Origin of the sequence: Streptomyces sp. NPDC096310 (genome assembly GCF_044763125.1) — a bacterium.
In the GTDB taxonomy this organism is placed as follows: Bacteria; Actinomycetota; Actinomycetes; order Streptomycetales; family Streptomycetaceae; genus Streptomyces.
In genome coordinates, this window is record NZ_JBIWFO010000023.1 from 1 (window position 1) to 21100 (window position 21100).

The following is a 21100-nucleotide window of genomic DNA, read 5'->3' on the forward strand; positions in this document are numbered from 1 at the left end:
GTCAAGGGTGGAGCGCAGCGACATCGGCGAAGCCGACGCGACGCAGGAGCGCCCTTGACGCCCGGCCCGGAACCGCGACCATCGGATCAGGGAGGGGGCGGCCCGCCCGCATAACGCGCCCCCGGCCCACCCCGACAGGCACCGCCCGAACCCGCCCCCAACACCCGACAGTGACCAGCGGGGCATGAAGCCCAACACCCATCCGGTCGGCGGACGCTTGACGAAACGCGCCACCACCCCACTCCACTGCCGCGCGCCCCGCAGAGCCAACCGGCCCGCCACCCCGGAACCGCGACCATCGGGCCAGGGAGGGGGCGGCCCGCCCGACGCAAGACACCCCGCGCCCGCCCGGACAGGCCCCGCCCGAGATGGCCTGCCGGGTGACCGACAATGCGGTGGGCGGGAGCGGCACAGCGCCGCAGCGGTTCACCACGGTTCGGCGAGAGGCGTACGGGTATGGCGGGCAGGCGTGCGCTGGGGCGGCGGTTCGGGTGGCTGTGGGCGGCGTTCGCGGTCAGCTCGTACGGTACGGGGCTCGGGTTCGGCGCCTTCTCGCTGATCGCGGTCCTCGTGCTGGACTCCGGCCCGGCCGAGGTGGCGGCGCTGGCCGCCACGGGCCGGGCGGTGGGGGCCGTGGCGGCGGTGCCGCTCGGTCCCTGGGTGGAGTTCCGCCGTAAACGGCCGGTCATGGTGGCGATGGACCTGGTCCGGTTCGCGGCGCTGATGAGCGTCCCCGCCGCGTTCGCGCTCGGCCGGCTCGGCTTCGTCCAGCTCCTCGTCGTCTCCGTCGTCGTCGCGGCAGCCAACATCGCCTTCAACGCGGCGAGCGGCGCGTACCTGAAAACCCTCCTGCCGCCGGAGGACCTGCTCGTCGCGAACGGCCGCTTCGAGTCCACGACCTGGACCTCGACCATGCTCGGACCGCCGCTCGGCGGGGCGGCGATCGGGCTGTTCGGACCGGTCGCGACCGTGATCGCCAACGCGGTCAGTTACCTGCTCTCGGCGCTGGGCATCCGCGCCATCGGCGGCACCGAACCGCACCCGGCGCGGACCGGTGCGCCCCGGCTGCGCGCCGCCGACCTGCTCGAAGGCTGGCGCCACATCCTCGCCCACCCCACACTGCGCCCGCTGTTCCTCAACGCGCTCACGGTCAACGGCCTGATCATGGCCTCCGAACCGCTGCTTGCCGTACTCCTGCTGGACGACCTGGGGTTCACGCCCTGGCAGTACGGTCTTGTGTTCGCCGCCCCGTGCGTCGGCGGCCTCGTCGGCTCACGCCTCGCACACCCGCTCGCGGCCCGTTTCGGACGGCGTACGGTACTGCTCACCGCCGGGACGCTGCGCGCGTGCTGGCCCCTCGGGCTGGCGTTCGTCCAGCCCGGGGTCCCCGGGATCGTCCTTGTCATCGCCGTCCAGTTCGGCCTGGTGGCCTGCTGCGGTGTCTTCAACCCGATACTGGCCACCTACCGGCTCGACCACACCGGCCCCGACCGGGTCGCCCGCACCCTGACCGCCTGGTCGGTCAGCAGCAGCGCCGCCATCGCGGCGATGACCGCCGGTTGGGGAGTGCTCGCGACGGTCACCAGCCCTCGTATCGCGATCGCCGCCGCCGGGCTCCTCCTCCTGGCCACCCCGCTGCTGCTCCCGCGCCGCGAGAAGGCGCCCGAAGACAGGAGCGCGCCCGCCGTGACGGGGGGCCACGGCGCCTGAGCCCTCCCGGGAGGCGGGGGGCGTGGTCGTGTCGTTGGGTACGAGGAGGGTGCCGTTCACACCGAACGCGGCGATCAGCAGGGAGAGGCGCTGTCGGGCCGAACTTCCCGTTTCCTGAACGTGGTTCGGGGTCTGCTTGGGCGGCGGAGGCGGATTCATGGCAGTGGGGCCCTTCTCCTCGACGCGCGATGCGGGGGCGGGGTTACGGGGGGAACAGGGTTGCCCCTTGCCTGTCGCCGGCATGAGGAGCGGCAGGCCGGGGGCAACCCCGCCACGCTCTCCCCGACTACGCACGGGGCGGGGAGAGTTGTCGCTGCTCAGGGCAGGGTCCTGCCGAGGATCCGACCGTGATGGGCGACGTGGAGTGACCGTAGCGTCACGGAGATGGAGTTTGCAAGTATGTACCGGAACGGTGAGGTTGCCTGATGCATGGCGAGAGCCCTCCACGGTCACCGTGTGAAGGGCTCTCGATGCAGGTCAGGGGCGGTTCAGTTGGCGAAGTGGTCGAACTCGCCCGCCTTGACGCCTGCGATGAAGGCGGCGAATTTGGTTCGACCGATGGTCGTGATGACGTTCGGGTCGTCGCTCTCGCGCAGAAGGATCCTGCCGTTGCGGTCGGCGATCTCGACACACTGGGGCCCTGTCTCGGAGAATGACGACTTCTGCCACTTGATCTCGGAACTCATGCCTTGTTCTCTCTTACAGTTCGCGCGCGATGTGATGAATGAAGCTGCGTGACTCAGCGGGCTCCAGGGAAGCCTGCTCGGCAAAGTCGAGCAGCGTTCGGTGGTTCTCCAGATCTGTGGTCGCATCGAGGAAGCGGCCGTCGTAGCTGTTGTCAAGGTGAACGGTGTCGAGTTGTGGCACGACACCGCCCGCGTAGAGCACGGTTTGTGTGAGGCGGACGAAGTCCTCGTTGGCGAAGGGGATGATGCGAATCATGATGTCGGGGCGCTCCGACATCTCTATGAGGTGTTCGAGCTGCTTGCGCGCGGTCTTCCGCCCGCCGATGCGCATACGGAGCGCGGCCTCGTGCACGATGGCCTCAAGGTCTGGAGGCTTCTCGCGGTCGAGGATGGAATTCCTCTTCATCCGGTGCTCGACCCGTGCCCTCACTTCGTCGGTGGGGAGCCTCGGGAGCGCGCTCTCGAACAGTGCCCGTGCGTAATCCTCCGTCTGCAAGATTCCAGGGAACGTCACCGGTTGCAGATAGCGCAGGTAGTCCGCGTGATGCTCCAGCTCGGAGACGTCCAGGAAACTGGGAGGGAGAACTCCGCGATATGCGTCCCACCAGTACCGGCCGCGACGCTCGTTCGTGATTCCGCACAGAGCTTCGATCAATGCGGCGTCGCCGCAGTCGTAGAAGATCGCCAACTTGCGGACCCGCTCCTCGCTGATGCCAAGGCGACCGCATTCGATGTTGCTGATTCTGGCTTGATCCGTCGAGAAGAGGCCGGCTGCTTCGCGGGCTGTTTTCCCAGCTCGCAGCCGCATCCGCTTCAACTCCGTGCCGAGACGCACCTGGCGGACGGTCGGGTTGTCCCTTGGTGGCATGTCACCTTCCTCGCTTCCGGAGACAGTCTCCCGTGTCGCCGCCTCGCCGGTCCACTCAGGGTCACCAGATCGAGTTACTTAGATGGACCGGTGAATGTAGTTACCCATACCGTTGTTGATGCACCGCGTCGCACGTCAGTAAGACCGAAGTGCAGCCGCTCCAGCGCGCCGTGAACCCCGCGCCGCGTCGGTACGGCCATCGCCACGCTTGGCGGGCAGCGCAGCGCATCCGTTCGTTTCGTATCGCATCGCGTTGGAGAACGACATGGCCACGGTGACCACCCTTCCCGATCCTCCCGTACCGCCGCAGCCGCAAGGAGGCGAGACCTACCGGCTGCTCCTGCCCAACACGGCGGGCGCGCCCAAGATCGCGCGTGACTTCGTCGCGTCCCTGCTCGTGGTGAGCCGGCATCTTCCTCTCGTGGACGACGCGCGCCTGTGCGTCACGGAGATCGTGACGAACGCGCACCGGCACTCCGGTACGCGCCTGATCCGCGTCCACGCGACGGTCAATCGCAAGCGTGTCACCGTCTTCGTCGCCGACGACAACCCCTGGATCCTCCCCGTACCTGGCGTTCCGGCCCCCGCCGCCGGCCTCGAACGGGAGCAGGGGCAGGGGCTGTTGCTCGTCGCCCGCCTCGCCCTGGCATGGGGCGCGACGGTCTACGGAGGATGTTCGCCCAGCCGCAAGGCGGTCTGGTTCACGCCGGCGCGGAGCGAGACCGCCGAGACGTGACGGAGCCCGCCACCGGGCGGCCCGCGCCGCTGTCGGAAACTGATCGGCCCGGTGACTCGTCTTGGGGGACAAGGCCAAGTGGACGGGAAGCCATGGTGGAGCAGGTACGGGCAGGCAGCGGTGCGGTGGCGTCGAGGGTGAGGGCGGCGCTCCGGCGGGACACGCCGGGGGAGGGCGCGAAGGGGGCGTCCCCGTGGGTACGGGGGCGGGTGCTCGCCGGGCTGGCGGTGGTGACGGGCGCGCTGCTGGCGTTCCACCGGGGGGTGCCCAACTCCGTGGGCGGGGCGGGGAGTCTGCTGGAGGCGTTCCTGCCGTGGCTCGGTCTGATGGTCCCCGTACTGCTCGCTCTGGCGTGGTGGCGTCGTTCGGCCCTGGCGCTGGTGGCCCTGCTCCTGCCGGTCGTGGCCTGGACGTACCTCTTCGGCGGGCTGCTGCTGCCCGCCGCCGGTTCCGGCCCGCGCGATCTGCTCGTCGTGCAGCACAACGTCAGCGACGAGAACGCCGACCCCGAGGGCACGGCCCGTGCGCTGGCCGGGGCCGGACCCGATCTCATCGCGCTGGAGGAGTTGGTGCCACCGGCGCTGGAGGTCTACGAGAAGACCCTCGCCCCGGAGTACCCGCATCACGCGGTGCAGGGCAGCGTCGGGCTCTGGTCGAAATATCCGCTGACCGAGGCGGGGTTGCTGGACATCAGCCCGAACGGGATCGGGGAGGGGTGGCGGCGGGGGTTGCGCGCCGTGGTGCACACGCCGCACGGCGAGGTCGCGGCGTATGTCGCGCACCTGCCCTCGATCCGCGTCCGGGCGAGCGGCCTTGCCTCCGCCTGGCGCGACGAGAGCGCGGGCCTGCTGGGGAAGGCGATCGACGCGGAGAAGGTGGACGCGCTGATCCTGCTGGGTGACCTGAACAGCACGGTCGAGGACCGGGGGCTGGCTCCGGTGACCTCGCAACTGAACGTCGCGAAACGGGGCATGGCCTTCAGCTTCCCCGCCTCCCTGCCCCTGGCGAGGATCGACCAGGTCATGGCCCGCGCGGGCACCGTCGCCCAGATCCGTACCCTCCCCGCGACCGGCAGCGACCATCTGCCGGTGGCCGCCCGGATCACCCTGGAGTGAGGGGCCGGGTTACGGGAACAGTCCGGGCGGCTCCGGCGGCCTCCCGGAGGCGTCACTCCTTCGTGCGGCCGCCCGCCGCCACCTTGCTCGGCGGGGAGGACGGCGGCGACTGCCCTTCGCTCCGCTGCGAGCCGTACGCGGTCAGGAAGCGGTCCCGGAAGGTGTCCATGCGCCAGACCGGCGCGTCCGGCCCCGGCTTCAGGCCGTCCTGCCAGCCCCAGTCGGAGATCCGGTCCAGCACCGCCGGGTCGCGGGCGACGATCGAGATCGGCACATCGCGGCCTGCCCCGGGGCCCGTGACGGTCGCGTTGGGCTGGTGGTCGCCGAGGAAGACGAGGACGGTGTCGTCGGTGCCGTACTTCTCCACGTACGAGATGAGGCTGCTCAGCGAGTACTCGATGGCCCGGCGGTACTCGCGCCGCAGCTTCTCCGGGTCCGCCAGGGTCTCCTTGGGGTCCGTGCCCGCCTTCTTGATGCCGTGGTAGACCGAGCCGTCACCGATCTCGTCCCAGTCGATCATCTTGGGGATGGGCGACCAGGGGTTGTGGCTGGAGGCGAGGACGATCTCGGTCATCAGCGGTTCGCGGTTCTTCTTGCCGTGCTCCAGCCGCTCGTACGCGTCCAGGCTGTACTGGTCGGGTACGGGCGACCAACTGAACTTCGGGCCCCGGTAGCCGATGTCCCGTGAGTCGTAGATGTGGTCGAGGCCGAAGAACTTCCCCTCCGGCCACGAGCGGGTGACGCCCGGCATGATGCCGACGGTCCGCCAGTCACCCGTACGGCCGAAGGCGCCGGTGAGGGTGAGGCGGTCGCTCGACGTGACGCTGCGGTACCGCTGCTGGTTCTTGATCCACATGCCGGACATGAAGGTGGAGTGCGCCAGCCAGCTTCCTGCGCCCGCCACCGGCGAGGTGAGGAAGCCGCTCTCGGAGGCGAACCCGGCCGCCTTGAGCCGGGCGGTACCGTCCGCCAGCACCTCGCCGACCTGCGGCGCCATCGCCGGGTCCTCGATCGCGCTGCGGCCGTAGCTCTCGATGAACGTGAAGATGACGTCCTTGCCGCGCAGGTCCGTCAGGAGCTGATCGGCCGGGGTGTCGCGGAAGTGGTCGACGGCGGCTTCCTTGGCGAACTGCTTCCCGTCCTTGAGGCCGGCGCTCACCAGGTCCGCGTGGTTCTGTACGAGATCGGTCGCCGTCCTGGACGCCACCGGCGCCCCGGCGATCTGGAGGCCGAGCGCCGTGCAGGTGACCCACACGGTGCCGAACAGCAGGGTGGTACGGGTCGTCGCGCCGCTGTGGCGGACCAGGAGGCCGGCCAGCCGTACGACCGCCAGCGTCATCAGGACGACCAGGGCGAGGGCGAGGACCACCACGCCGATCACGGCGGCGACCGCCCCGGCCCGCCCGAGCGTGTCCCTGAGGAACGACTCGGCGTCGTCGAACAGGATCCAGTCCAGCACCAGGTCGAACGGCCGGTCCAGGACGGTGTGGAAGCCCATGTCGAGGAAGTTGAGGAGGGTCACCAGACCGAGGGCCGCGCCCGCGACCGCCGCCGCGACCCGGCCCGCCCTGGGCGGCAGGACCAGCACCGCGCCGGCGCCGATGATCGCCTCCACCGGTATGTGCGCGAAGGCGGCGGGGGTGAGGAGGGAGGTCTCGTTCGGAAGGAGGAGGGCGAGGAAGACCAGCACGGCGGACAGGCCGGTGAGCGTCCAGGACGCGGCGCGGGCCAGGGAGGGGTGCCGGTCCCGCACGGAGGAGGGCGCGGGCTGCTCCTCCGCCGGTCCGTCCGTCGTGTTCAGCCGCCGGCGAGCGCGCGTCCAGAGCGACAACCTGAAGGTCCTTCCGTGCGAAACCTTGGGTGACACGGCGGACCTGGCCCGTTGGGTCGGGACCGCCGCCAGACTGTACGCACCTGCGGCGGTTTCGGTTCAACCGTCCTGGTGGTGCTGCCGGACGTACACGGCCGGTGGAGCGGCGGCGCCTCGGGCAGCGGGCGGTAGGCGACCCCGGGTGCGGGTGGACGGCCGGTGTCGAGGTGCCCGTGACGCCGACGCCCCGGCCCGCCGCGATCGCCGTCAGCCACTCGTCGGTGTTGCCGACCGTGAGTGTGGTCAGCGGGCCCGCCCCGGCCGGCCACAGGGCCGGGGTCGTGGTGCCCGGGACCGTGTTCACGAGCACCGTCTCGGCGGCCGGCTCCGCCGGCGTCAGCGACGCACGGGCCGCGAGCGGGCTGTCGGCGGGGACCGCCGCCAGCCGGTCCTCGGTGAACAGCGCCTCCTTGACCAGCCCCGGGGTCTCGTAGCGTGGCCGGGGGGTACGGGCCTGCCGGGTGGCGGGGTGGGCCGCGGGGGTGCAGTATCTTGGATGTTGCGTCCATTGTGTTGGACTATTGTGTTGTTGTGGCCGACCGGTCGCTGCGACTGGACGGCTGGTTGGCCAGGCCGGCCGACTGACTGACTGACTGACTGACTGATGTGATGGGAGGGGTTGGGGTGGAGGAGTCGCGTACCGCCGCCGTGGGCGCCGCAGTGCCGGTGCCGGAAGCCGTTGCGGCAGGGGTCGCGGGCGATACCGGTTCCGGTGCGGACCCCGGCTCCCGGGGGCGGTCCCTGGGGCCCGTCGCCCTTGTCGTCGCCGGCGGGATCTCCGTGCAGTTCGGAGCGGCCGTCGCCGTCATGCTCATGCCCCGTACCGGCGCCGTCGGCATCGTCGCGCTGCGGCTCGGGCTCGCCGCGCTCGTCATGCTCGCCGTGTGCCGGCCGAAGCTGCGCGGGTACGCGCGCGCCGACTGGGGGACCGTCCTCGCCTTCGGCGCCACCCTCGCCGCCATGAACGGCCTCTTCTACCAGGCCCTCGAACGGATCCCGCTGGGGGTCGCCGTCACCCTGGAGGTCCTGGGCCCGCTCGCCCTGTCGGTGATCGTCTCCCGGCGGCTGGTCAATCTTCTGTGGGCGGTGCTCGCGCTCGGCGGGGTGGTGCTGCTCAGCGGCGGCGGCTTCGACCGGATCGACCTGGTCGGCGTCGCGTACGCGCTCGGCGCGGGCGTCATGTGGGCGACGTACATCGTCTTCAGCGCACGCACCGGCCGCCGCTTCCCGCAGGCGGACGGGCTGGCGCTGGCGATGGCGGTCGGCGCGCTGCTCATCCTGCCGCTGGGGATCGCCGAGTCGGGGTCGAAGCTGCTGGTGCCGTCCACACTGGGGCTGGCCCTGGTGGTGGCGTTCATGTCGTCCGTCCTGCCGTACACCCTCGAACTGCTCGCGCTGCGACGGCTGCCCGCCCCCACCTTCGCCGTGCTGATGAGCCTGGAGCCGGGGATCGCGGCGGCCTCCGGATTCCTCCTCCTGGACCAGGCGCTCTCCACGCTGGACGCGCTGGCGATCGCGCTGGTCATCGCGGCGAGCATGGGAGCCGTGCGGACCCAGACGGCGAAGCGGACGGGTGCCGGGAGCCGTATCAGGCCCCGTTTCCCGACCCGTGTCCGGAAGCCGGTCGCCGAGCGGGCGGCGGAGCCGGCGGCGGAAAAGTAAAGCAAGCATGCTTGCTTGTTTCTGCGGGCGCTGCCATGCTCCGGGACACGCACACCGCCGTGCCCCGAGGGGAGCGCATCCGTGTCCGACGCTGTTGCCGTGTTCGGTGACCTGAAGGCCGAGAGCGACGAACTCGACCTGATCGTACGGGAGTTGCGCGAGGCGGACTGGGCGGCCGACACCCCGGCCGCCGGCTGGACCGTCGCCCACCAGATCGCCCATCTGGCCTGGACCGACGCCGTGGCGCTGCTCGCCGTGACCGACCCCGGCGCCTTCGCCGTGGAGGCACAGCGGGCCGCGGACGACCCCGCAGGCTTCGTGGACGAGGCCGCGCGCGCCGGGGCCGCGCAGCCCGCCCCGGTACTCCTCGCCCGGTGGCGCGACGGCCGCGACCGCCTCGGTGCCGCCCTCGGCGAGGCTCCGCCCGGTGCGCGTTTCCCCTGGTACGGGCCGCCGATGAGCGCCCCGTCCCTGGCCACGGCGCGGCTGATGGAGACCTGGGCGCACGGCCAGGACATCGCGGACGCGCTGGGGGTGGAGCGGGTGCCGACCGCGCGGCTGCGCCATGTCGCCAGGATCGGCGTACGGGCCCGCGACTACGCCTACCTCCTCCGGGGCGAGCAGCCGCCCGCCGAGCCGTTCCGTGTCGAACTGACGGGCCCGGAAGGGGAGTTGTGGGTGTACGGGCCCGAGGGGGCCGCCCAGTACGTGACCGGGCCCGCGCTCGACTTCTGTCTGCTGGTGACACAGCGGGCCCATCGCGCGGACCTCGCCGTACGGGCGAAGGGCCCCGACGCCGGCCACTGGCTGGAGATCGCGCAGGCGTTCGCCGGACCGCCGGGGAAGGGCCGCGCGCCCGGGGGCGCCCGGGGCCGGGGCGTGTGAGCCGGGTGGGCGACGGCGAGGGCATACCCCGGGACGGCAGGGCCGGCCGGGCCGACGTACTGCGGATCGGGAACGCCTCCGGCTTCTACGGTGACCGCTTCGACGCGCTGCGCGAGATGCTCACCGGCGGGCCCCTCGATGTGCTGACCGGGGACTATCTCGCCGAACTGACCATGCTCATCCTCGGTCGCGACCGCCTGAAGGACCCGCGCGCGGGGTACGCCAGAACCTTCCTGCGGCAGTTGGAGGAAGGGCTCGGACTGGCACAGGAGCGGGGCGTCCGGATCGTCACCAACGCGGGCGGACTGAACCCGGCCGGACTCGCCGACGCCGTACGGGAGTTGGCCGATCGGGTCGGTGTGCCGGTACGGGTCGCCCATGTCGAGGGCGACGACCTGCTGCGGCAGCGGGAGTGGGGCGACGGCGTCCTCACCGCCAACGCCTACCTCGGCGGCGCCGGGATCGCCGCCTGTCTGCGGGCCGGCGCGGAGGTCGTCGTCACCGGGCGCGTCACGGACGCGGCACTGGTCACCGGCCCCGCCGCCGCGCACTTCGGCTGGGACGGGGCGGGCCCGTACGGCGGCCCCGGATCCGGTACCGGCCCCGGATCCGGTAACGGCCCCGGACCAGGCCCCGGTACCGGCACCGGCACCGGACCAGGCTCCGGCCCCGACCTCGACGCGCTCGCGGGCGCCGTCGTCGCCGGGCATGTACTGGAGTGCGGCACCCAGGCGACCGGCGGGAACTACTCCTTCTTCACCCGGCACGACCTGCGCCGTCCCGGCTTCCCCCTCGCCGAGATCCACGCCGACGGCTCGGCGGTGATCACCAAGCACGACGGGTCGGGCGGGGTCGTGAACCTCGGCACCGTCACCGCCCAACTGCTCTACGAGACCGGCGGCATCCGCTATCCGGGCCCGGACGTGACCGCCAGGATCGACACCGTACGGCTCCACCAGGACGGCCCCGACCGGGTCAGGATCACGGGCGTACGGGGTGAACCGCCGCCTCCGGCGCTCAAGGTCGGGCTCAACCGGATCGGCGGCTGGCGCAACGAGATCGTCTTCGTCCTCACCGGGCTCGACATCGAGGCCAAGGCCCGCCTCGTACGGGCCCAGGTGGAGGACGCCCTCGACGCGCCCGGGGCCCACGGCACGCCCGCCGCACCGGCCGCGCGCCGCCGCCCGGCGGAGGTCCGCTGGGAGCTGTCCCGTACGGACCGTCCGGACGCCGCCACCGAGGAGACCGCGAGCGCCCTGCTCCGGCTCGTCGTACGCGACAGCGACCCGGAGGCGGTGGGACGGGCGGTCACCGGGGCGGCGGTCGAGCTGGCGCTCGCCAGCTACCCGGGCTTCCATGTGACGGCCCCGCCGGGCAAGGGCGCGCCGTACGGGGTCTTCGAGGCGGCGTATGCCGACGCGGACGAGGTGACGCAGGTGGCCGTACTCCCGGACGGGACCCGCCGTGCCGTGTCAACTCCAGTACGGACCATGGCAGTTGATGTCTTACCCGCTCCGTCCCCCGGGCTTCCCCGGCCGCTGCCCGCCGGACTGCCCACCCGCCGCGTCCCCCTCGGCACCGTCGCGGGCGCCCGCAGCGGTGACAAGGGCGGGGACGCCAACGTCGGGGTCTGGGTGGAGAGCGAGGACGCGTGGCGGTGGCTGGCGCATGAGCTGACGGTCGACCGGCTGCGCCAACTACTCCCCGAGACAGCCGGATTACCCGTCGAGCGGCATCTCCTGCCGCACCTCCGCGCCGTCAACTTCACCGTCGAGGGGCTGCTCGGCGAGGGGGTCGCCGCGCGAGCCCGGTTCGATCCGCAGGCGAAGGCGCTGGGGGAGTGGCTGCGCTCACGCCATGTCGACCTCCCCGCGTCGCTGATCACGGAGGTCCCGCAGTGACCGTGCTTCCGTCCGCCCTCGACGTCACCTCCGCCGAGTACGCCGCCCACCGCGACGCCATGCTCGCCAAGCTCACCCAACTCGACGCCGAGCACGCCAAGGCGCTCGCGGGCGGCGGCGAGAAGTACACCGCCCGCCATCGCGCGCGCGGCAAGCTGCTCGCCCGGGAGCGGATCGAGCTGCTGCTCGACCCCGACACGCCGTTCCTGGAACTCTCCCCGCTCGCCGCCTGGGGCAGCGAGTACCCCGTCGGCGCCTCCATGGTCACCGGTGTCGGTGTGGTCGAGGGCGTCGAGTGTGTGATCACCGCGAACGACCCGACCGTACGCGGGGGTTCGTCCAATCCATGGACCCTGCGCAAGGCCCTGCGGGCCAACGGGATCGCGTACGCCAACCGTCTCCCGCTCATCAGCCTGGTCGAGTCGGGAGGCGCCGATCTCTCCTCCCAGAAGGAGATCTTCATCCCCGGCGGGGCGCTCTTCCGCGATCTCACCCGGCTCTCCGCCGCCGGAATCCCCACCGTCGCCGTCGTGTTCGGCAACTCGACGGCGGGAGGCGCGTACGTCCCCGGGATGTCCGACCACACCGTCGTGATCGAGGGACGGTCGAAGGTCTTCCTCGGCGGGCCGCCGCTGGTGAGGATGGCCACCGGCGAGGAGAGCGACGACGAGCCCCTGGGCGGCGCCGCGATGCACGCCCGTACGTCGGGGCTCGCGGACCACTACGCGCGGGACGAACCCGACGCACTCCGGCAGGCCCGGCGCATCGTCGCCCGCCTCAACTGGCGCAAGGCGCACGTCGATCCGGCCCTCGCGGCGCCGGTCGAGCCGCCGGTGCACGACGAGGACGAACTCCTCGGGATCGTTCCCGGCGATCTGAGGACCCCCTTCGATCCGCACGAGGTCGTCGCCCGGATCGTGGACGGTTCCGACTTCGACGCGTTCAAGCCGCTGTACGGGCCCAGCCTGGTGACGGGCTGGGCCCGGCTGCACGGCTTCCCGGTCGGGATCCTCGCCAACGCGCAAGGTGTGCTGTTCTCCGCCGAGTCACAGAAGGCCGCGCAGTTCATCCAGCTCGCCAACCAGCGCGACATCCCGCTCGTCTTCCTCCACAACACCACCGGCTACATGGTCGGCAAGGAGTACGAGCAGGGCGGCATCATCAAGCACGGCGCGATGATGATCAACGCGGTGGCGAACTCGAAGGTCCCGCACCTCTCGGTCCTGATGGGCGCGTCGTACGGCGCCGGCCACTACGGCATGTGCGGCCGGGCCTACGATCCGCGCTTCCTCTTCGCCTGGCCCAGCGCCAAGTCCGCCGTCATGGGCCCGCAGCAGCTCGCGGGCGTCCTGTCGATCGTGGCCCGCGCCTCGGCCGAGGCGAAGGGGCAGGTGTACGACGAGGAGGGCGACGCGGCGCTGCGCGCGGTGGTGGAGCGGCAGATCGAGTCCGAGTCGCTGCCCGCGTTCCTGTCGGGGCGGCTGTACGACGACGGGGTCATCGATCCGCGCGACACCCGCACCGTTCTCGGCCTGTGCCTGTCCGCCGTGCACAGCGCCCAGGTCGAAGGTGTGCGCGGCGGGTTCGGCGTCTTCCGGATGTGAGGGGCCATGAGCCCTGTGAGCCCCTGTGAGGTCCCAGATGATCGAGTCGCTGCTCGTCGCCAACCGGGGCGAGATCGCCTGCCGTGTCGTCCGCACCTGCCGTGAGCTGGGGATCGCGACGGTCGCCGTGTACGCGGACCCCGACGCGGACGCGCTGCACGTACGGGACGCCGACACGGCCGTACGGCTGCCGGGGACCGCGCCCGCCGACACCTATCTGCGCGGCGACCTGATCGTGGCGGCGGCGCGTGCGGCGGGCGCCGACGCCGTCCATCCGGGGTACGGATTCCTCTCCGAGAGCGCGGAGTTCGCCCGTGCGGTCCTCGACGCCGGGCTGGTGTGGGTCGGGCCGCCGCCGGAGGCGATCGCGGCGATGGCGTCGAAGACCCGGGCCAAGAAGCTGATGGCGGCGGCCGGTGTACCGCTGCTCGCGCCCGTCGACCCGGCCGCCGCCACCGGGGCCGAGCTGCCGCTGCTGCTGAAAGCGGCGGCGGGCGGCGGCGGGCGCGGGATGCGCATCGTCCGCGAACTCGCGGTTCTGGAACAGCGGTTGGCGGAGGCAGCGGCGGAGGCGCGGGCCGCGTTCGGCGACGGCGAGGTCTTCGCCGAGCCGTATGTGACGGGCGCCCGCCATGTGGAGGTGCAGGTGCTCGCCGACGCGCACGGCACGGTCTGGGCGCTCGGCACCCGCGACTGCTCGCTCCAGCGCCGCCACCAGAAGGTGATCGAGGAGTGCCCGGCGCCCGCGCTGCCCGACGCGCTCCGTACGGAACTCGCCGGGGCGGCCGTCGCCGCCGCCCGCGCGGTCGGCTACCGGGGCGCCGGCACGGTCGAGTTCCTGGTCGCGGACGACGGCCGCCCCTACTTCCTGGAGATGAACACCCGCCTCCAGGTCGAACACCCCGTCACGGAGGAGGTGTTCGGCCTGGACCTGGTCGCCCTGCAACTCTCCGTCGCCGAGGGCGCGGCACTCCCCGCACGGCCCCCGGCCCCGCGCGGGCACGCGGTGGAGGCGCGGCTCTGCGCGGAGGACCCGGCGGACGGCTGGGCCCCGCGCACCGGCCGGCTGCACGCGCTGGAGGTGCCGGGGGCCGCGACCGGGAACGCCGCCCGAGACGAGGATGCCGCCGCGCCCCGGCTGCGGCTGGACACCGGATACACCGGGGGCGACACCATCGGCGTCCACTACGACCCGCTCCTCGCCAAGGTCATCGCCTGGGCGCCCACCCGGGAGGCCGCGCTGCGCCGCCTGCGTGCCGCGCTGCGCGGGGCCAGGGTGCACGGCCCCGTCACCAACAGGGACCTGCTCGTACGGACGCTGGGCCATCCGGACATCGTCGCCGCGCGCCTCGACACCGGCTTCTACGACCGCCACCTGGCCGCCCTGACCACCCCGGAACCCGGCCCCGGCGCCCGGCACGCCGCCGTCGCCGCCGCGCTCGCCGACGCCGCGTCCCGCTACCTGTGCGACGGGGTCCCGGCCCGGCTCGGCGGCTGGCGGAACGTACCGTCGGCGCCGCAGAGCAAGACGTACGGCGCGCACGAGGTCCGCTACCGGGCGACCCGCGACGGCTTCATGGTCGAGGCGGCGGACGGCGAGGCCGCGGAGCCCTCCGGGAACGTACGGGTCGTCGCCGTCTCGCCCTCCCGCGTCAGCCTCGAAGTGGCCGGTGTCGTACGCCACTTCGACGTCGCCGTATACGGGGACGAGGTCCATGTCTCCACCGCCACCGGCGCGTACCGGCTGCTCGCCCGGCCCCGGTTCGCCGGTCCCGGGCGCCCCGCCGAGGCCGGATCGCTGCTCGCGCCCCTGCCCGGGACCGTCGTACGCGTCGCGGACGGGCTGGCCGAAGGCGCGCGGGTCAGCGCCGGTCAGCCGGTTGTCTGGCTGGAGGCCATGAAGATGGAGCACCGCGTCGTCGCGCCCGCCTCCGGCACGCTCACCGCACTCCACGCCGTCCCAGGCCGCCAGGTCGAGGTCGGCACCCTGCTCGCCGTCGTCACCGCCACCGACGCACCGGAGGAAGATCCCTCATGAGCGGCACCAGCGCCAGCGCCGGCACCGGGACCCGTACCGGCACCGGGACCCGTACCGGGACCGGCACCGGCACGATCCCGCCTTTTCTGACCGAGAACGAGGAGCACACCGCGCTGCGCGCCGCCGTCGCCGCCCTCGGCCGCCGCCACGGGCGCGACTACGACCGCGCGACCCTGTGGCGCGAGGCCGGCCGGCTCGGCTATCTCGGGGTGAACCTGCCCGAGGAGTACGGCGGCGGAGGCGCCGGTATCGCCGAACTGTCCCTGGTGCTGGAGGAGTTGGGTGCGGCCGGCTGCCCGCTTCTGCTGATGATCGTGTCGCCCGCCATCTGTGGCACGGTGATCGCCCGCTTCGGAACGGAGGCCCAGAAGCGGCAGTGGCTCCCCGGCCTCGCCGACGGCTCCCGCACCATGGCCTTCGGGATCACCGAGCCCGACGCCGGGTCCAACTCCCACCGGATCACCACCACCGCCCGCCAGGACGAGCAGGGCGACGGATGGATCCTGGGCGGCCGCAAGGTCTTTGTCTCCGGCGTCGACATCGCGGACGCCACGCTCATCGTCGGCCGGACCGAGGGCCGTACGGAGCAGGGCGCGACCGGCTCGCTCAAGCCCTGCCTCTTCATCGTCCCGCGCGACGCCGAAGGCTTTGTCCGTACCCCCATCGACATGGAACTCCATGCCGTGGAGAAGCAGTTCGAGCTGGTCCTCGACGACGTGAAGCTGCCCGCCGACGCGCTCGTCGGGGACGAGGACGCCGGGCTGCGCCAGCTCTTCGCCGGGCTCAACCCCGAACGCGTGATGACCGCCGCGTACGCGCTCGGCATGGCGCGGTACGCGCTCGACCGCGCCGTCGCCTACGCGAAGACCCGCCAGGTCTGGGCCGCGCCCATCGGCGCCCACCAGGCCGTCGCGCACCCCCTGGCCCAGTCCCATATCGAGATCGAACTCGCCGAGCTGATGCTGCGCAAGGCCGCCCACCTCTACGACGCGGGCGACGACACCGGCGCGGGCGAGGCCGCCAACATGGCCAAGTACGCGGCCGGGGAAGCCTGTGTGCGCGCCGTCGACCGGGCCGTGCACACCCTCGGCGGCAACGGTCTCACCCGCGAGTACGGTCTCGCCTCGCTCGTCACCGCCGCCCGCGTGGCCCGGATCGCGCCGGTGAGCCGCGAGATGATCCTGAATTACGTATCCCACCAGTCCCTGGGTCTCCCCAAGTCGTACTGAGACAGGCGATTCTGGCCGTCCTGGCGCGGCGTTCCGCACCCCGGTGCGGCGGCTCGCGCCGAACCCGTAGCGAAGGGGATCGCCATGGTGTTCAACGGAGTTGACGAGGCCCAGGAGGATCGCCGGGTCCGGGTGTTCCGCAGCGCGTACGCGGCGGTCCCGGCCCTCGATCTGCCCATCCACGAGGCCGTGCTCGGCCGCGCCGCCCGGTACGGCGACACCGTCGCCCTCATCGACGGGACGACCGGCGTTCCCACCACCTACGCCCAACTCGACTCCGCGCACCGGAGGATCGCCGCCGCGTTCGCCGACGCGGGGGTGCGCAAGGGCGATGTCCTCGCCCTGTACAGCCCCAACACCGTCGCGTATCCGGCGGTGTTCTACGCCGCGACCCGCGCCGGGGCCTCCGTCACCACCGCCCACCCTCTCGCCACCCCGGAAGAACTCGCCTCCCAGCTCCGCGACTCGGCCGCCCGCTGGGTCGTCACCGTCTCGGCGCTGCTCGAAGTGGCGCGCAGAGCGGCCGAGCTGGTCGGCGGGATCGAGGAGATCTTCGTCTGCGACCGGGCGCGCGGGCACCGCTCGGTCCTCGACCTGGCACGGTCGGCCGCGCCCGTACCGGAGATCGCGATCGACCCCGGTGAGGACGTCGCCGCGCTCCCGTACTCCTCGGGCACCACCGGCGTCCCCAAAGGCGTGATGCTCACCCACCGTTCGATGGCCACCAACCTGGCGCAGCTCGAACCCGTCCTGGGGATGGGCCCCGGCGACCGGATCCTCGCCGTACTGCCCTTCTTCCACATTTACGGTCTGACCGCTCTGATGAACGCGCCCCTGCGGCACGGCGCGACCGTCGTCGTCCTGCCCCGCTTCGACCTCGACCAGTTCCTCGCGGCCATCGAGAAGTACCGCGTCAACGGCTTGTACGTGGCCCCGCCCATCGTGCTGGCCCTCGCCAAGCACCCGGCCGTCGCACGGTACGACCTCTCCTCGCTCGACTACGTCCTGAGCGCGGCGGCCCCGCTGTCCCCGTCGCTCGCCGCCGCCTGTTCGGCCCGGCTCGGCCTGCCGCCCGTACGGCAGGCGTACGGCCTGACGGAGCTGTCGCCCGGCACCCATGTCGTCCCGCTCACGGCCGAGCACCCGCCGCCCGGCACCGTCGGCACCCTGCTGCCCGGCACCGAGATGCGCCTCCTCGACCTGGCGGCCGGGGAGGAGGGGGCGGAGCGCGACGCCGCCCCCGGCGCCGAGGGCGAGATCCTGCTGCGCGGTCCGCAGGTCATGAAGGGCTACCTGGGCCGCCCCGACGCGACGGCCGCGATGATCGACCCGGCGGGCTGGGTGCACACCGGCGACGTCGGACGGGTGGACGCTCGGGGGTGGCTCTTCGTCGTCGACCGGGTGAAGGAACTCATCAAGTACAAGGGATTCCAGGTCGCGCCCGCCGAGCTGGAGGCCCTGCTGCTCACCCACGACTCCATCGCGGACGCGGCGGTGATCGGGGTGTACGAGGACGACGGCAACGAGGTGCCCAAAGCCTTCGTCGTCCGCCGCTCCGGCGCCCAGGAGCTGACCGAGGCCGACGTCCTGGGATTCGTCGCCGACCGTGTCGCCCCGTACAAGAAGGTCCGCCAGGTCGAGTTCGTCGGGGGCGTGCCGCGTGCCGCGTCCGGCAAGATTCTCCGACGGGAACTGCGGGAGAGGGAAGTGCGGGAGCGCCAAGTGCGCGACCGCGAAAGGGAGAACACGTGACGCCGAACCTCACGCACACCAGCACCGCCTTCTGCTCGGGCGCCGACGATCTGCCGCATCAGACCGACGAAGGTGTACGGGACGCCTTCGACCGGTACGCGGAGAATCTGGTCCAGCGCTCCGCCACGCTCTTCATGACGGCGGAGGCACGCCAGGGCATCGCGGCGCTCCTCGAACGGCGGGACGCGGCATGAGTGCTCCAGGGCCATCGGGTGCACCGGAGGAGGCACCGGGGGCAGGGTCACGGCAGGCGGAACGGCCGGAGGCGGGGCCGTTCGGGCCGAAGCAGGAGCGGGGCCGCGCCACCCGGCGGCGGCTGCTGGAGGCCGCCGTGGACTGCCTCGCCGCCCACGGGTGGGCGGGCTCCACGGTCTCCGTCGTCGCCGAGCGGGCCGGCGTCTCGCGCGGCGCGGCGCAGCACCACTTCCCGACCCGGGAGGACCTGTTCACGGCCGCCGTGGAGCATGTCGCGGAGGAACGGTCCGCCGCGCTGCGCGCCCTGGTCCCGGCGGGCCCGGGGCACCGGCGCGCGGCGGTGGAGGGCATCGTCGACCTCTGCACGGGGCCGCTCTTCCGGGCCGCCCTCCACCTGTGGGTCGCGGCCTCGGACGAGGAGCGGCTACGGCCCCGGGTCACCGAGCTGGAGGCCCGGATCGGCCGGGAGACGCACCGGATCGCCGTGGAGTTGCTGGGCGCGGACGAGTCCGTGCCGGGCGTACGGGAGACGGTGCAGGGGCTGCTGGACATGGCGCGCGGGCTGGGGCTCGCGACGCTGCTGACCGACGACCGGCGGCGCCGCGAGCGGGTCGTCGCCGAGTGGGCGCGGATCCTGGACACGACGCTGGGCTGAGCGGCGTTCTCGGACGGTCGCGGGCTCTCGGACGGTCGCGGTTTTACGGACGACCCTGGCCTCTGGGGCGATCGCGGCCTCTCGGACGACCTCGGGCTCTCGGACGACCCCGGGCTCTCAGACGACCCCGGCGATGCCGTCGAACCCGTCGATCTCCCGGGGGCTCCGCGGCCCCGGCCCCACATACCGCGCCGAAGGACGCACCAGCCGCCCCGTCCGCTTCTGCTCCAGGATGTGCGCGGACCAGCCGGCGGTCCTGGCGCAGGTGAACATCGATGTGAACATGTGTGCGGGGACCTCCGCGAAGTCCAGCACGATCGCCGCCCAGAACTCCACGTTCGTCGCCAGCACCCGGTCGGGCCTGCGTGCGTGCAGCTCCTCCAGCGCGGCCTTCTCCAGCGCCTCCGCCACCTCGAACCGCGGCGCCGCCAGCTCCCGCGCGGTACGCCGCAGCACCCGGGCCCGCGGGTCCTCGGCCCGGTACACGCGGTGGCCGAAACCCATCAGCCGCTCGCCCCGGTCGAGCGCCTGCCTGACGTACGCCGTCGCGTCGCCGGTGCGCTCGATCTCCTCGATCATGCCGAGGACCCGCGAGGGCGCGCCCCCGTGCAGCGGCCCGGACATCGCGCCGACGGCGCCCGAGAGCGCGGCGGCGACATCGGCCCCGGTGGAGGCGATGACGCGGGCGGTGAAGGTGGAGGCGTTCATGCCGTGCTCGGCGGCTGAGGTCCAGTAGGCGTCGACGGCCTTGACATGCCGGGGGTCCGGCTCGCCGCGCCAGCGGATCATGAAGCGCTCCACGACCGAGTGCGCCTTGTCGATCTCGCGCTGCGGGACCATCGGCCGCCCCTGGCCGCGCGCCGACTGGGCGACGTAGGAGAGGGCCATCACGGCGGCGCGCGCCAGGTTGTCCCGGGCCGTGCGCTCGTCGATGTCCAGGAGCGGCTTCAGCCCCCAGACGGGCGCGAGCATCGCCAGCGCGGACTGGACATCGACACGGATGTCACCGGAGTGGACCGGGATCGGGAAGGGCTCGGCGGGCGGCAGGCCGGGGTCGAACGCCCCGTCGACCAGCAGGCCCCAGACGTTGCCGAAGGACACCTGCCCGACCAGGTCCTCGATGTCGACGCCCCGGTAACGCAGGGAGCCGCCCTCCTTGTCCGGTTCGGCGATCTCCGTCTCGAACGCGACGACGCCTTCGAGTCCGGGGACGAAGGAGGTGTCGAAGTCGGGCATCGGGCGGCTCCTCGCGTGGTGTGCGGCGTGATGTGTGGGACGCGGCGTGACGTGTGGGATACGGAGTGACGTGTGGGCCGGGGCAGGGTCCACGGGGTGTGGGCGACCCGGCCTGACCCAGATTTTGGCGGGTTTCGCCGGTACGGACAGACGGGGCGACGCGTGATAACCGGCACACTGCCAGATTTTGTCCCCCGAGGATTGGCGGTCCTCCGTGCGGGGCAAACTCGGCCCTGCGGCAGGATGATCCCGTGCCTCACGAGACCCCGGAATCCTCCGCCGCTTCCGCAGATCCCGCAGATCCCGCCACGATGCGTGAGCAGTACCGCACCACTCCGCTGCTGGACAAGGACCTCGCCACCACGCCCATGGACCAGTTCGCCCGCTGGTTCGAGGAGGCCGCGGCCTGCGGCTTCCCCGAGCCGAACGCGATGGTGGTCTCCACGGCGACCCCCGAGGGCCGCCCGTCCTCCCGTACGGTGCTGCTGAAGGCCTACGACGACCGCGGCTTCGTCTTCTTCACGAACTACACCTCGCGCAAGGGCCGGGAGATCGCCGCCAACCGCCAGGTCGCGCTGCTCTTCCCCTGGCACCGGCTGGCCCGCCAGATCGTCGTCACGGGCACGGCGGCCCGCACCGGCCGCGACGAGACGGCCGCGTACTTCCGCACCCGCCCGCACGGCTCCCAGCTCGGCGCCTGGGCCAGCGACCAGTCCACCCCGATCGGCTCCCGCGAGGACCTGATCCAGCGGTACGAGGCCCTGGCGGACCGCTATCCGGAGGGCGAGCAGGTCCCCGTACCGCCGCACTGGGGCGGCTACCGGGTCAGGCCGGAGACGGTCGAGTTCTGGCAGGGCCACGAGAACCGGCTCCACGACCGGCTGCGCTACGTCCACGGCGAGGGCCCGGACGGACGGCCCGGCTGGCGGGTGGAACGGCTCTGCCCGTAGCAGCGCCG

At 72.4% G+C, this 21100-nt stretch carries 17 protein-coding genes and 1 pseudogene; 13 read left to right on the forward strand and 5 right to left on the reverse strand.

All coding sequences use genetic code 11. The annotated features are described in order from the left end of the window. The first annotated feature begins 456 nt into the window (after nt 1-456). The gene (locus tag ACIQ7D_RS30305) at nt 457-1710 is read left to right on the forward strand and encodes an MFS transporter (RefSeq protein WP_403943019.1); all 1254 of its coding nucleotides are present in this window, start codon (nt 457-459) and stop codon (nt 1708-1710) included. A 488-nt stretch (nt 1711-2198) separates the two neighbouring features. Here ACIQ7D_RS30305 and ACIQ7D_RS30310 read toward each other — a convergent pair whose 3' ends face one another. Both ACIQ7D_RS30310 and ACIQ7D_RS30315 read right to left on the reverse strand, forming a co-directional pair. Beyond that, on the reverse strand, nt 2199-2396 hold the full coding sequence (locus ACIQ7D_RS30310) for a DUF397 domain-containing protein (protein ID WP_403943022.1): 198 nt from the start codon (nt 2394-2396) through the stop codon (nt 2199-2201). A 13-nt stretch (nt 2397-2409) separates the two neighbouring features. Continuing rightward, nucleotides 2410-3264 carry a helix-turn-helix domain-containing protein gene (locus ACIQ7D_RS30315; RefSeq protein WP_403943023.1) on the reverse strand — a complete coding sequence of 285 codons (855 nt, stop codon included), beginning with the start codon at nt 3262-3264 and terminating at the stop codon, nt 2410-2412. Nucleotides 3265-3529: 265 nt separating this feature from the next. On the opposite strand from ACIQ7D_RS30315, the gene ACIQ7D_RS30320 reads away from it, so the two are divergent. After that, on the forward strand, nt 3530-4000 hold the full coding sequence (locus ACIQ7D_RS30320; protein ID WP_403943024.1) for an ATP-binding protein: 471 nt from the start codon (nt 3530-3532) through the stop codon (nt 3998-4000). A 92-nt stretch (nt 4001-4092) separates the two neighbouring features. Continuing rightward, nucleotides 4093-5115, forward strand: a complete 1023-nt coding sequence (locus ACIQ7D_RS30325; RefSeq protein WP_403943025.1) for an endonuclease/exonuclease/phosphatase family protein — start codon at nt 4093-4095, stop codon at nt 5113-5115. A gap of 52 nt (nt 5116-5167) precedes the next feature. Here the strand turns inward: ACIQ7D_RS30325 and ACIQ7D_RS30330 are convergent, their stop codons facing one another. Next, nucleotides 5168-6946, reverse strand: a complete 1779-nt coding sequence (locus tag ACIQ7D_RS30330) for a sulfatase (protein WP_403943026.1) — start codon at nt 6944-6946, stop codon at nt 5168-5170. 140 nt (nt 6947-7086) lie between these two features. Then, nucleotides 7087-7415 (reverse strand): annotated as a pseudogene (locus ACIQ7D_RS30335) (LysR substrate-binding domain-containing protein); the annotation flags it as partial. 179 nt (nt 7416-7594) lie between these two features. On the opposite strand from ACIQ7D_RS30335, the gene ACIQ7D_RS30340 reads away from it, so the two are divergent. The 9 genes from ACIQ7D_RS30340 to ACIQ7D_RS30380 all read left to right on the forward strand — a co-directional run bounded on the left by ACIQ7D_RS30340 (nt 7595) and on the right by ACIQ7D_RS30380 (nt 18906). Further along, nucleotides 7595-8647: an EamA family transporter gene (locus ACIQ7D_RS30340; protein ID WP_403943029.1), complete on the forward strand. Its 1053-nt coding sequence runs from the start codon at nt 7595-7597 to the stop codon at nt 8645-8647. Between the two features lie 81 nt (nt 8648-8728). Then, nucleotides 8729-9532 carry a TIGR03084 family metal-binding protein gene (locus tag ACIQ7D_RS30345; RefSeq protein WP_403943032.1) on the forward strand — a complete coding sequence of 268 codons (804 nt, stop codon included), beginning with the start codon at nt 8729-8731 and terminating at the stop codon, nt 9530-9532. Nucleotides 9533-9537: 5 nt separating this feature from the next. Next, nucleotides 9538-11433 carry an acyclic terpene utilization AtuA family protein gene (locus ACIQ7D_RS30350; protein ID WP_403943207.1) on the forward strand — a complete coding sequence of 632 codons (1896 nt, stop codon included), beginning with the start codon at nt 9538-9540 and terminating at the stop codon, nt 11431-11433. Then, on the forward strand, nt 11430-13037 hold the full coding sequence (locus ACIQ7D_RS30355) for an acyl-CoA carboxylase subunit beta (RefSeq protein ID WP_403943034.1): 1608 nt from the start codon (nt 11430-11432) through the stop codon (nt 13035-13037). The genes ACIQ7D_RS30350 and ACIQ7D_RS30355 overlap by 4 nt, the downstream gene beginning before the upstream one ends. Nucleotides 13038-13074: 37 nt before the next feature. Continuing rightward, nucleotides 13075-15075 carry a biotin carboxylase N-terminal domain-containing protein gene (locus ACIQ7D_RS30360; RefSeq protein WP_403943036.1) on the forward strand — a complete coding sequence of 667 codons (2001 nt, stop codon included), beginning with the start codon at nt 13075-13077 and terminating at the stop codon, nt 15073-15075. Continuing rightward, a complete protein-coding gene (locus tag ACIQ7D_RS30365) occupies nt 15072-16304 on the forward strand; it encodes an acyl-CoA dehydrogenase family protein (RefSeq protein WP_403943038.1) in 1233 nt (410 codons plus the stop codon). The genes ACIQ7D_RS30360 and ACIQ7D_RS30365 overlap by 4 nt, the downstream gene beginning before the upstream one ends. An 84-nt stretch (nt 16305-16388) precedes the next feature. Further along, complete coding sequence (locus tag ACIQ7D_RS30370) at nt 16389-18056, forward strand: 4-coumarate--CoA ligase family protein (RefSeq protein WP_403943040.1); 1668 nt, start codon at nt 16389-16391, stop codon at nt 18054-18056. Beyond that, nucleotides 18053-18250 carry a hypothetical protein gene (locus tag ACIQ7D_RS30375; protein WP_403943042.1) on the forward strand — a complete coding sequence of 66 codons (198 nt, stop codon included), beginning with the start codon at nt 18053-18055 and terminating at the stop codon, nt 18248-18250. Before ACIQ7D_RS30370 ends, ACIQ7D_RS30375 begins: the two co-directional genes overlap by 4 nt. Continuing rightward, entirely contained in the window at nt 18247-18906 is a 660-nt protein-coding gene (locus tag ACIQ7D_RS30380) for a TetR/AcrR family transcriptional regulator (RefSeq protein ID WP_403943045.1), read from the forward strand. Before ACIQ7D_RS30375 ends, ACIQ7D_RS30380 begins: the two co-directional genes overlap by 4 nt. Nucleotides 18907-19023: 117 nt before the next feature. Here ACIQ7D_RS30380 and ACIQ7D_RS30385 read toward each other — a convergent pair whose 3' ends face one another. After that, the gene (locus ACIQ7D_RS30385; RefSeq protein ID WP_403943048.1) at nt 19024-20142 is read right to left on the reverse strand and encodes a citrate synthase 2; all 1119 of its coding nucleotides are present in this window, start codon (nt 20140-20142) and stop codon (nt 19024-19026) included. A gap of 311 nt (nt 20143-20453) precedes the next feature. Between ACIQ7D_RS30385 and pdxH the strand changes: the two genes are divergently transcribed. After that, nucleotides 20454-21092 (forward strand): pyridoxamine 5'-phosphate oxidase, encoded by a 639-nt coding sequence (gene pdxH / locus ACIQ7D_RS30390; protein ID WP_403943209.1) that lies wholly within the window; start codon nt 20454-20456, stop codon nt 21090-21092. Nucleotides 21093-21100 lie beyond the last annotated feature (8 nt).

Coding starts and splice junctions, on each gene's coding strand:
- ACIQ7D_RS30305 (WP_403943019.1), top strand. CDS start 457: ATGGCGGGCAGGCGTGCGCTGGGGCGGCGGTTCGGGTGGCTGTGGGCG.
- ACIQ7D_RS30310 (WP_403943022.1), bottom strand. CDS start 2,396: ATGAGTTCCGAGATCAAGTGGCAGAAGTCGTCATTCTCCGAGACAGGG.
- ACIQ7D_RS30315 (WP_403943023.1), bottom strand. CDS start 3,264: ATGCCACCAAGGGACAACCCGACCGTCCGCCAGGTGCGTCTCGGCACG.
- ACIQ7D_RS30320 (WP_403943024.1), top strand. CDS start 3,530: ATGGCCACGGTGACCACCCTTCCCGATCCTCCCGTACCGCCGCAGCCG.
- ACIQ7D_RS30325 (WP_403943025.1), top strand. CDS start 4,093: ATGGTGGAGCAGGTACGGGCAGGCAGCGGTGCGGTGGCGTCGAGGGTG.
- ACIQ7D_RS30340 (WP_403943029.1), top strand. CDS start 7,595: ATGGGAGGGGTTGGGGTGGAGGAGTCGCGTACCGCCGCCGTGGGCGCC.
- ACIQ7D_RS30360 (WP_403943036.1), top strand. CDS start 13,075: ATGATCGAGTCGCTGCTCGTCGCCAACCGGGGCGAGATCGCCTGCCGT.
- ACIQ7D_RS30365 (WP_403943038.1), top strand. CDS start 15,072: ATGAGCGGCACCAGCGCCAGCGCCGGCACCGGGACCCGTACCGGCACC.
- ACIQ7D_RS30370 (WP_403943040.1), top strand. CDS start 16,389: ATGGTGTTCAACGGAGTTGACGAGGCCCAGGAGGATCGCCGGGTCCGG.
- ACIQ7D_RS30380 (WP_403943045.1), top strand. CDS start 18,247: ATGAGTGCTCCAGGGCCATCGGGTGCACCGGAGGAGGCACCGGGGGCA.
- ACIQ7D_RS30385 (WP_403943048.1), bottom strand. CDS start 20,142: ATGCCCGACTTCGACACCTCCTTCGTCCCCGGACTCGAAGGCGTCGTC.
- pdxH (WP_403943209.1), top strand. CDS start 20,454: ATGCGTGAGCAGTACCGCACCACTCCGCTGCTGGACAAGGACCTCGCC.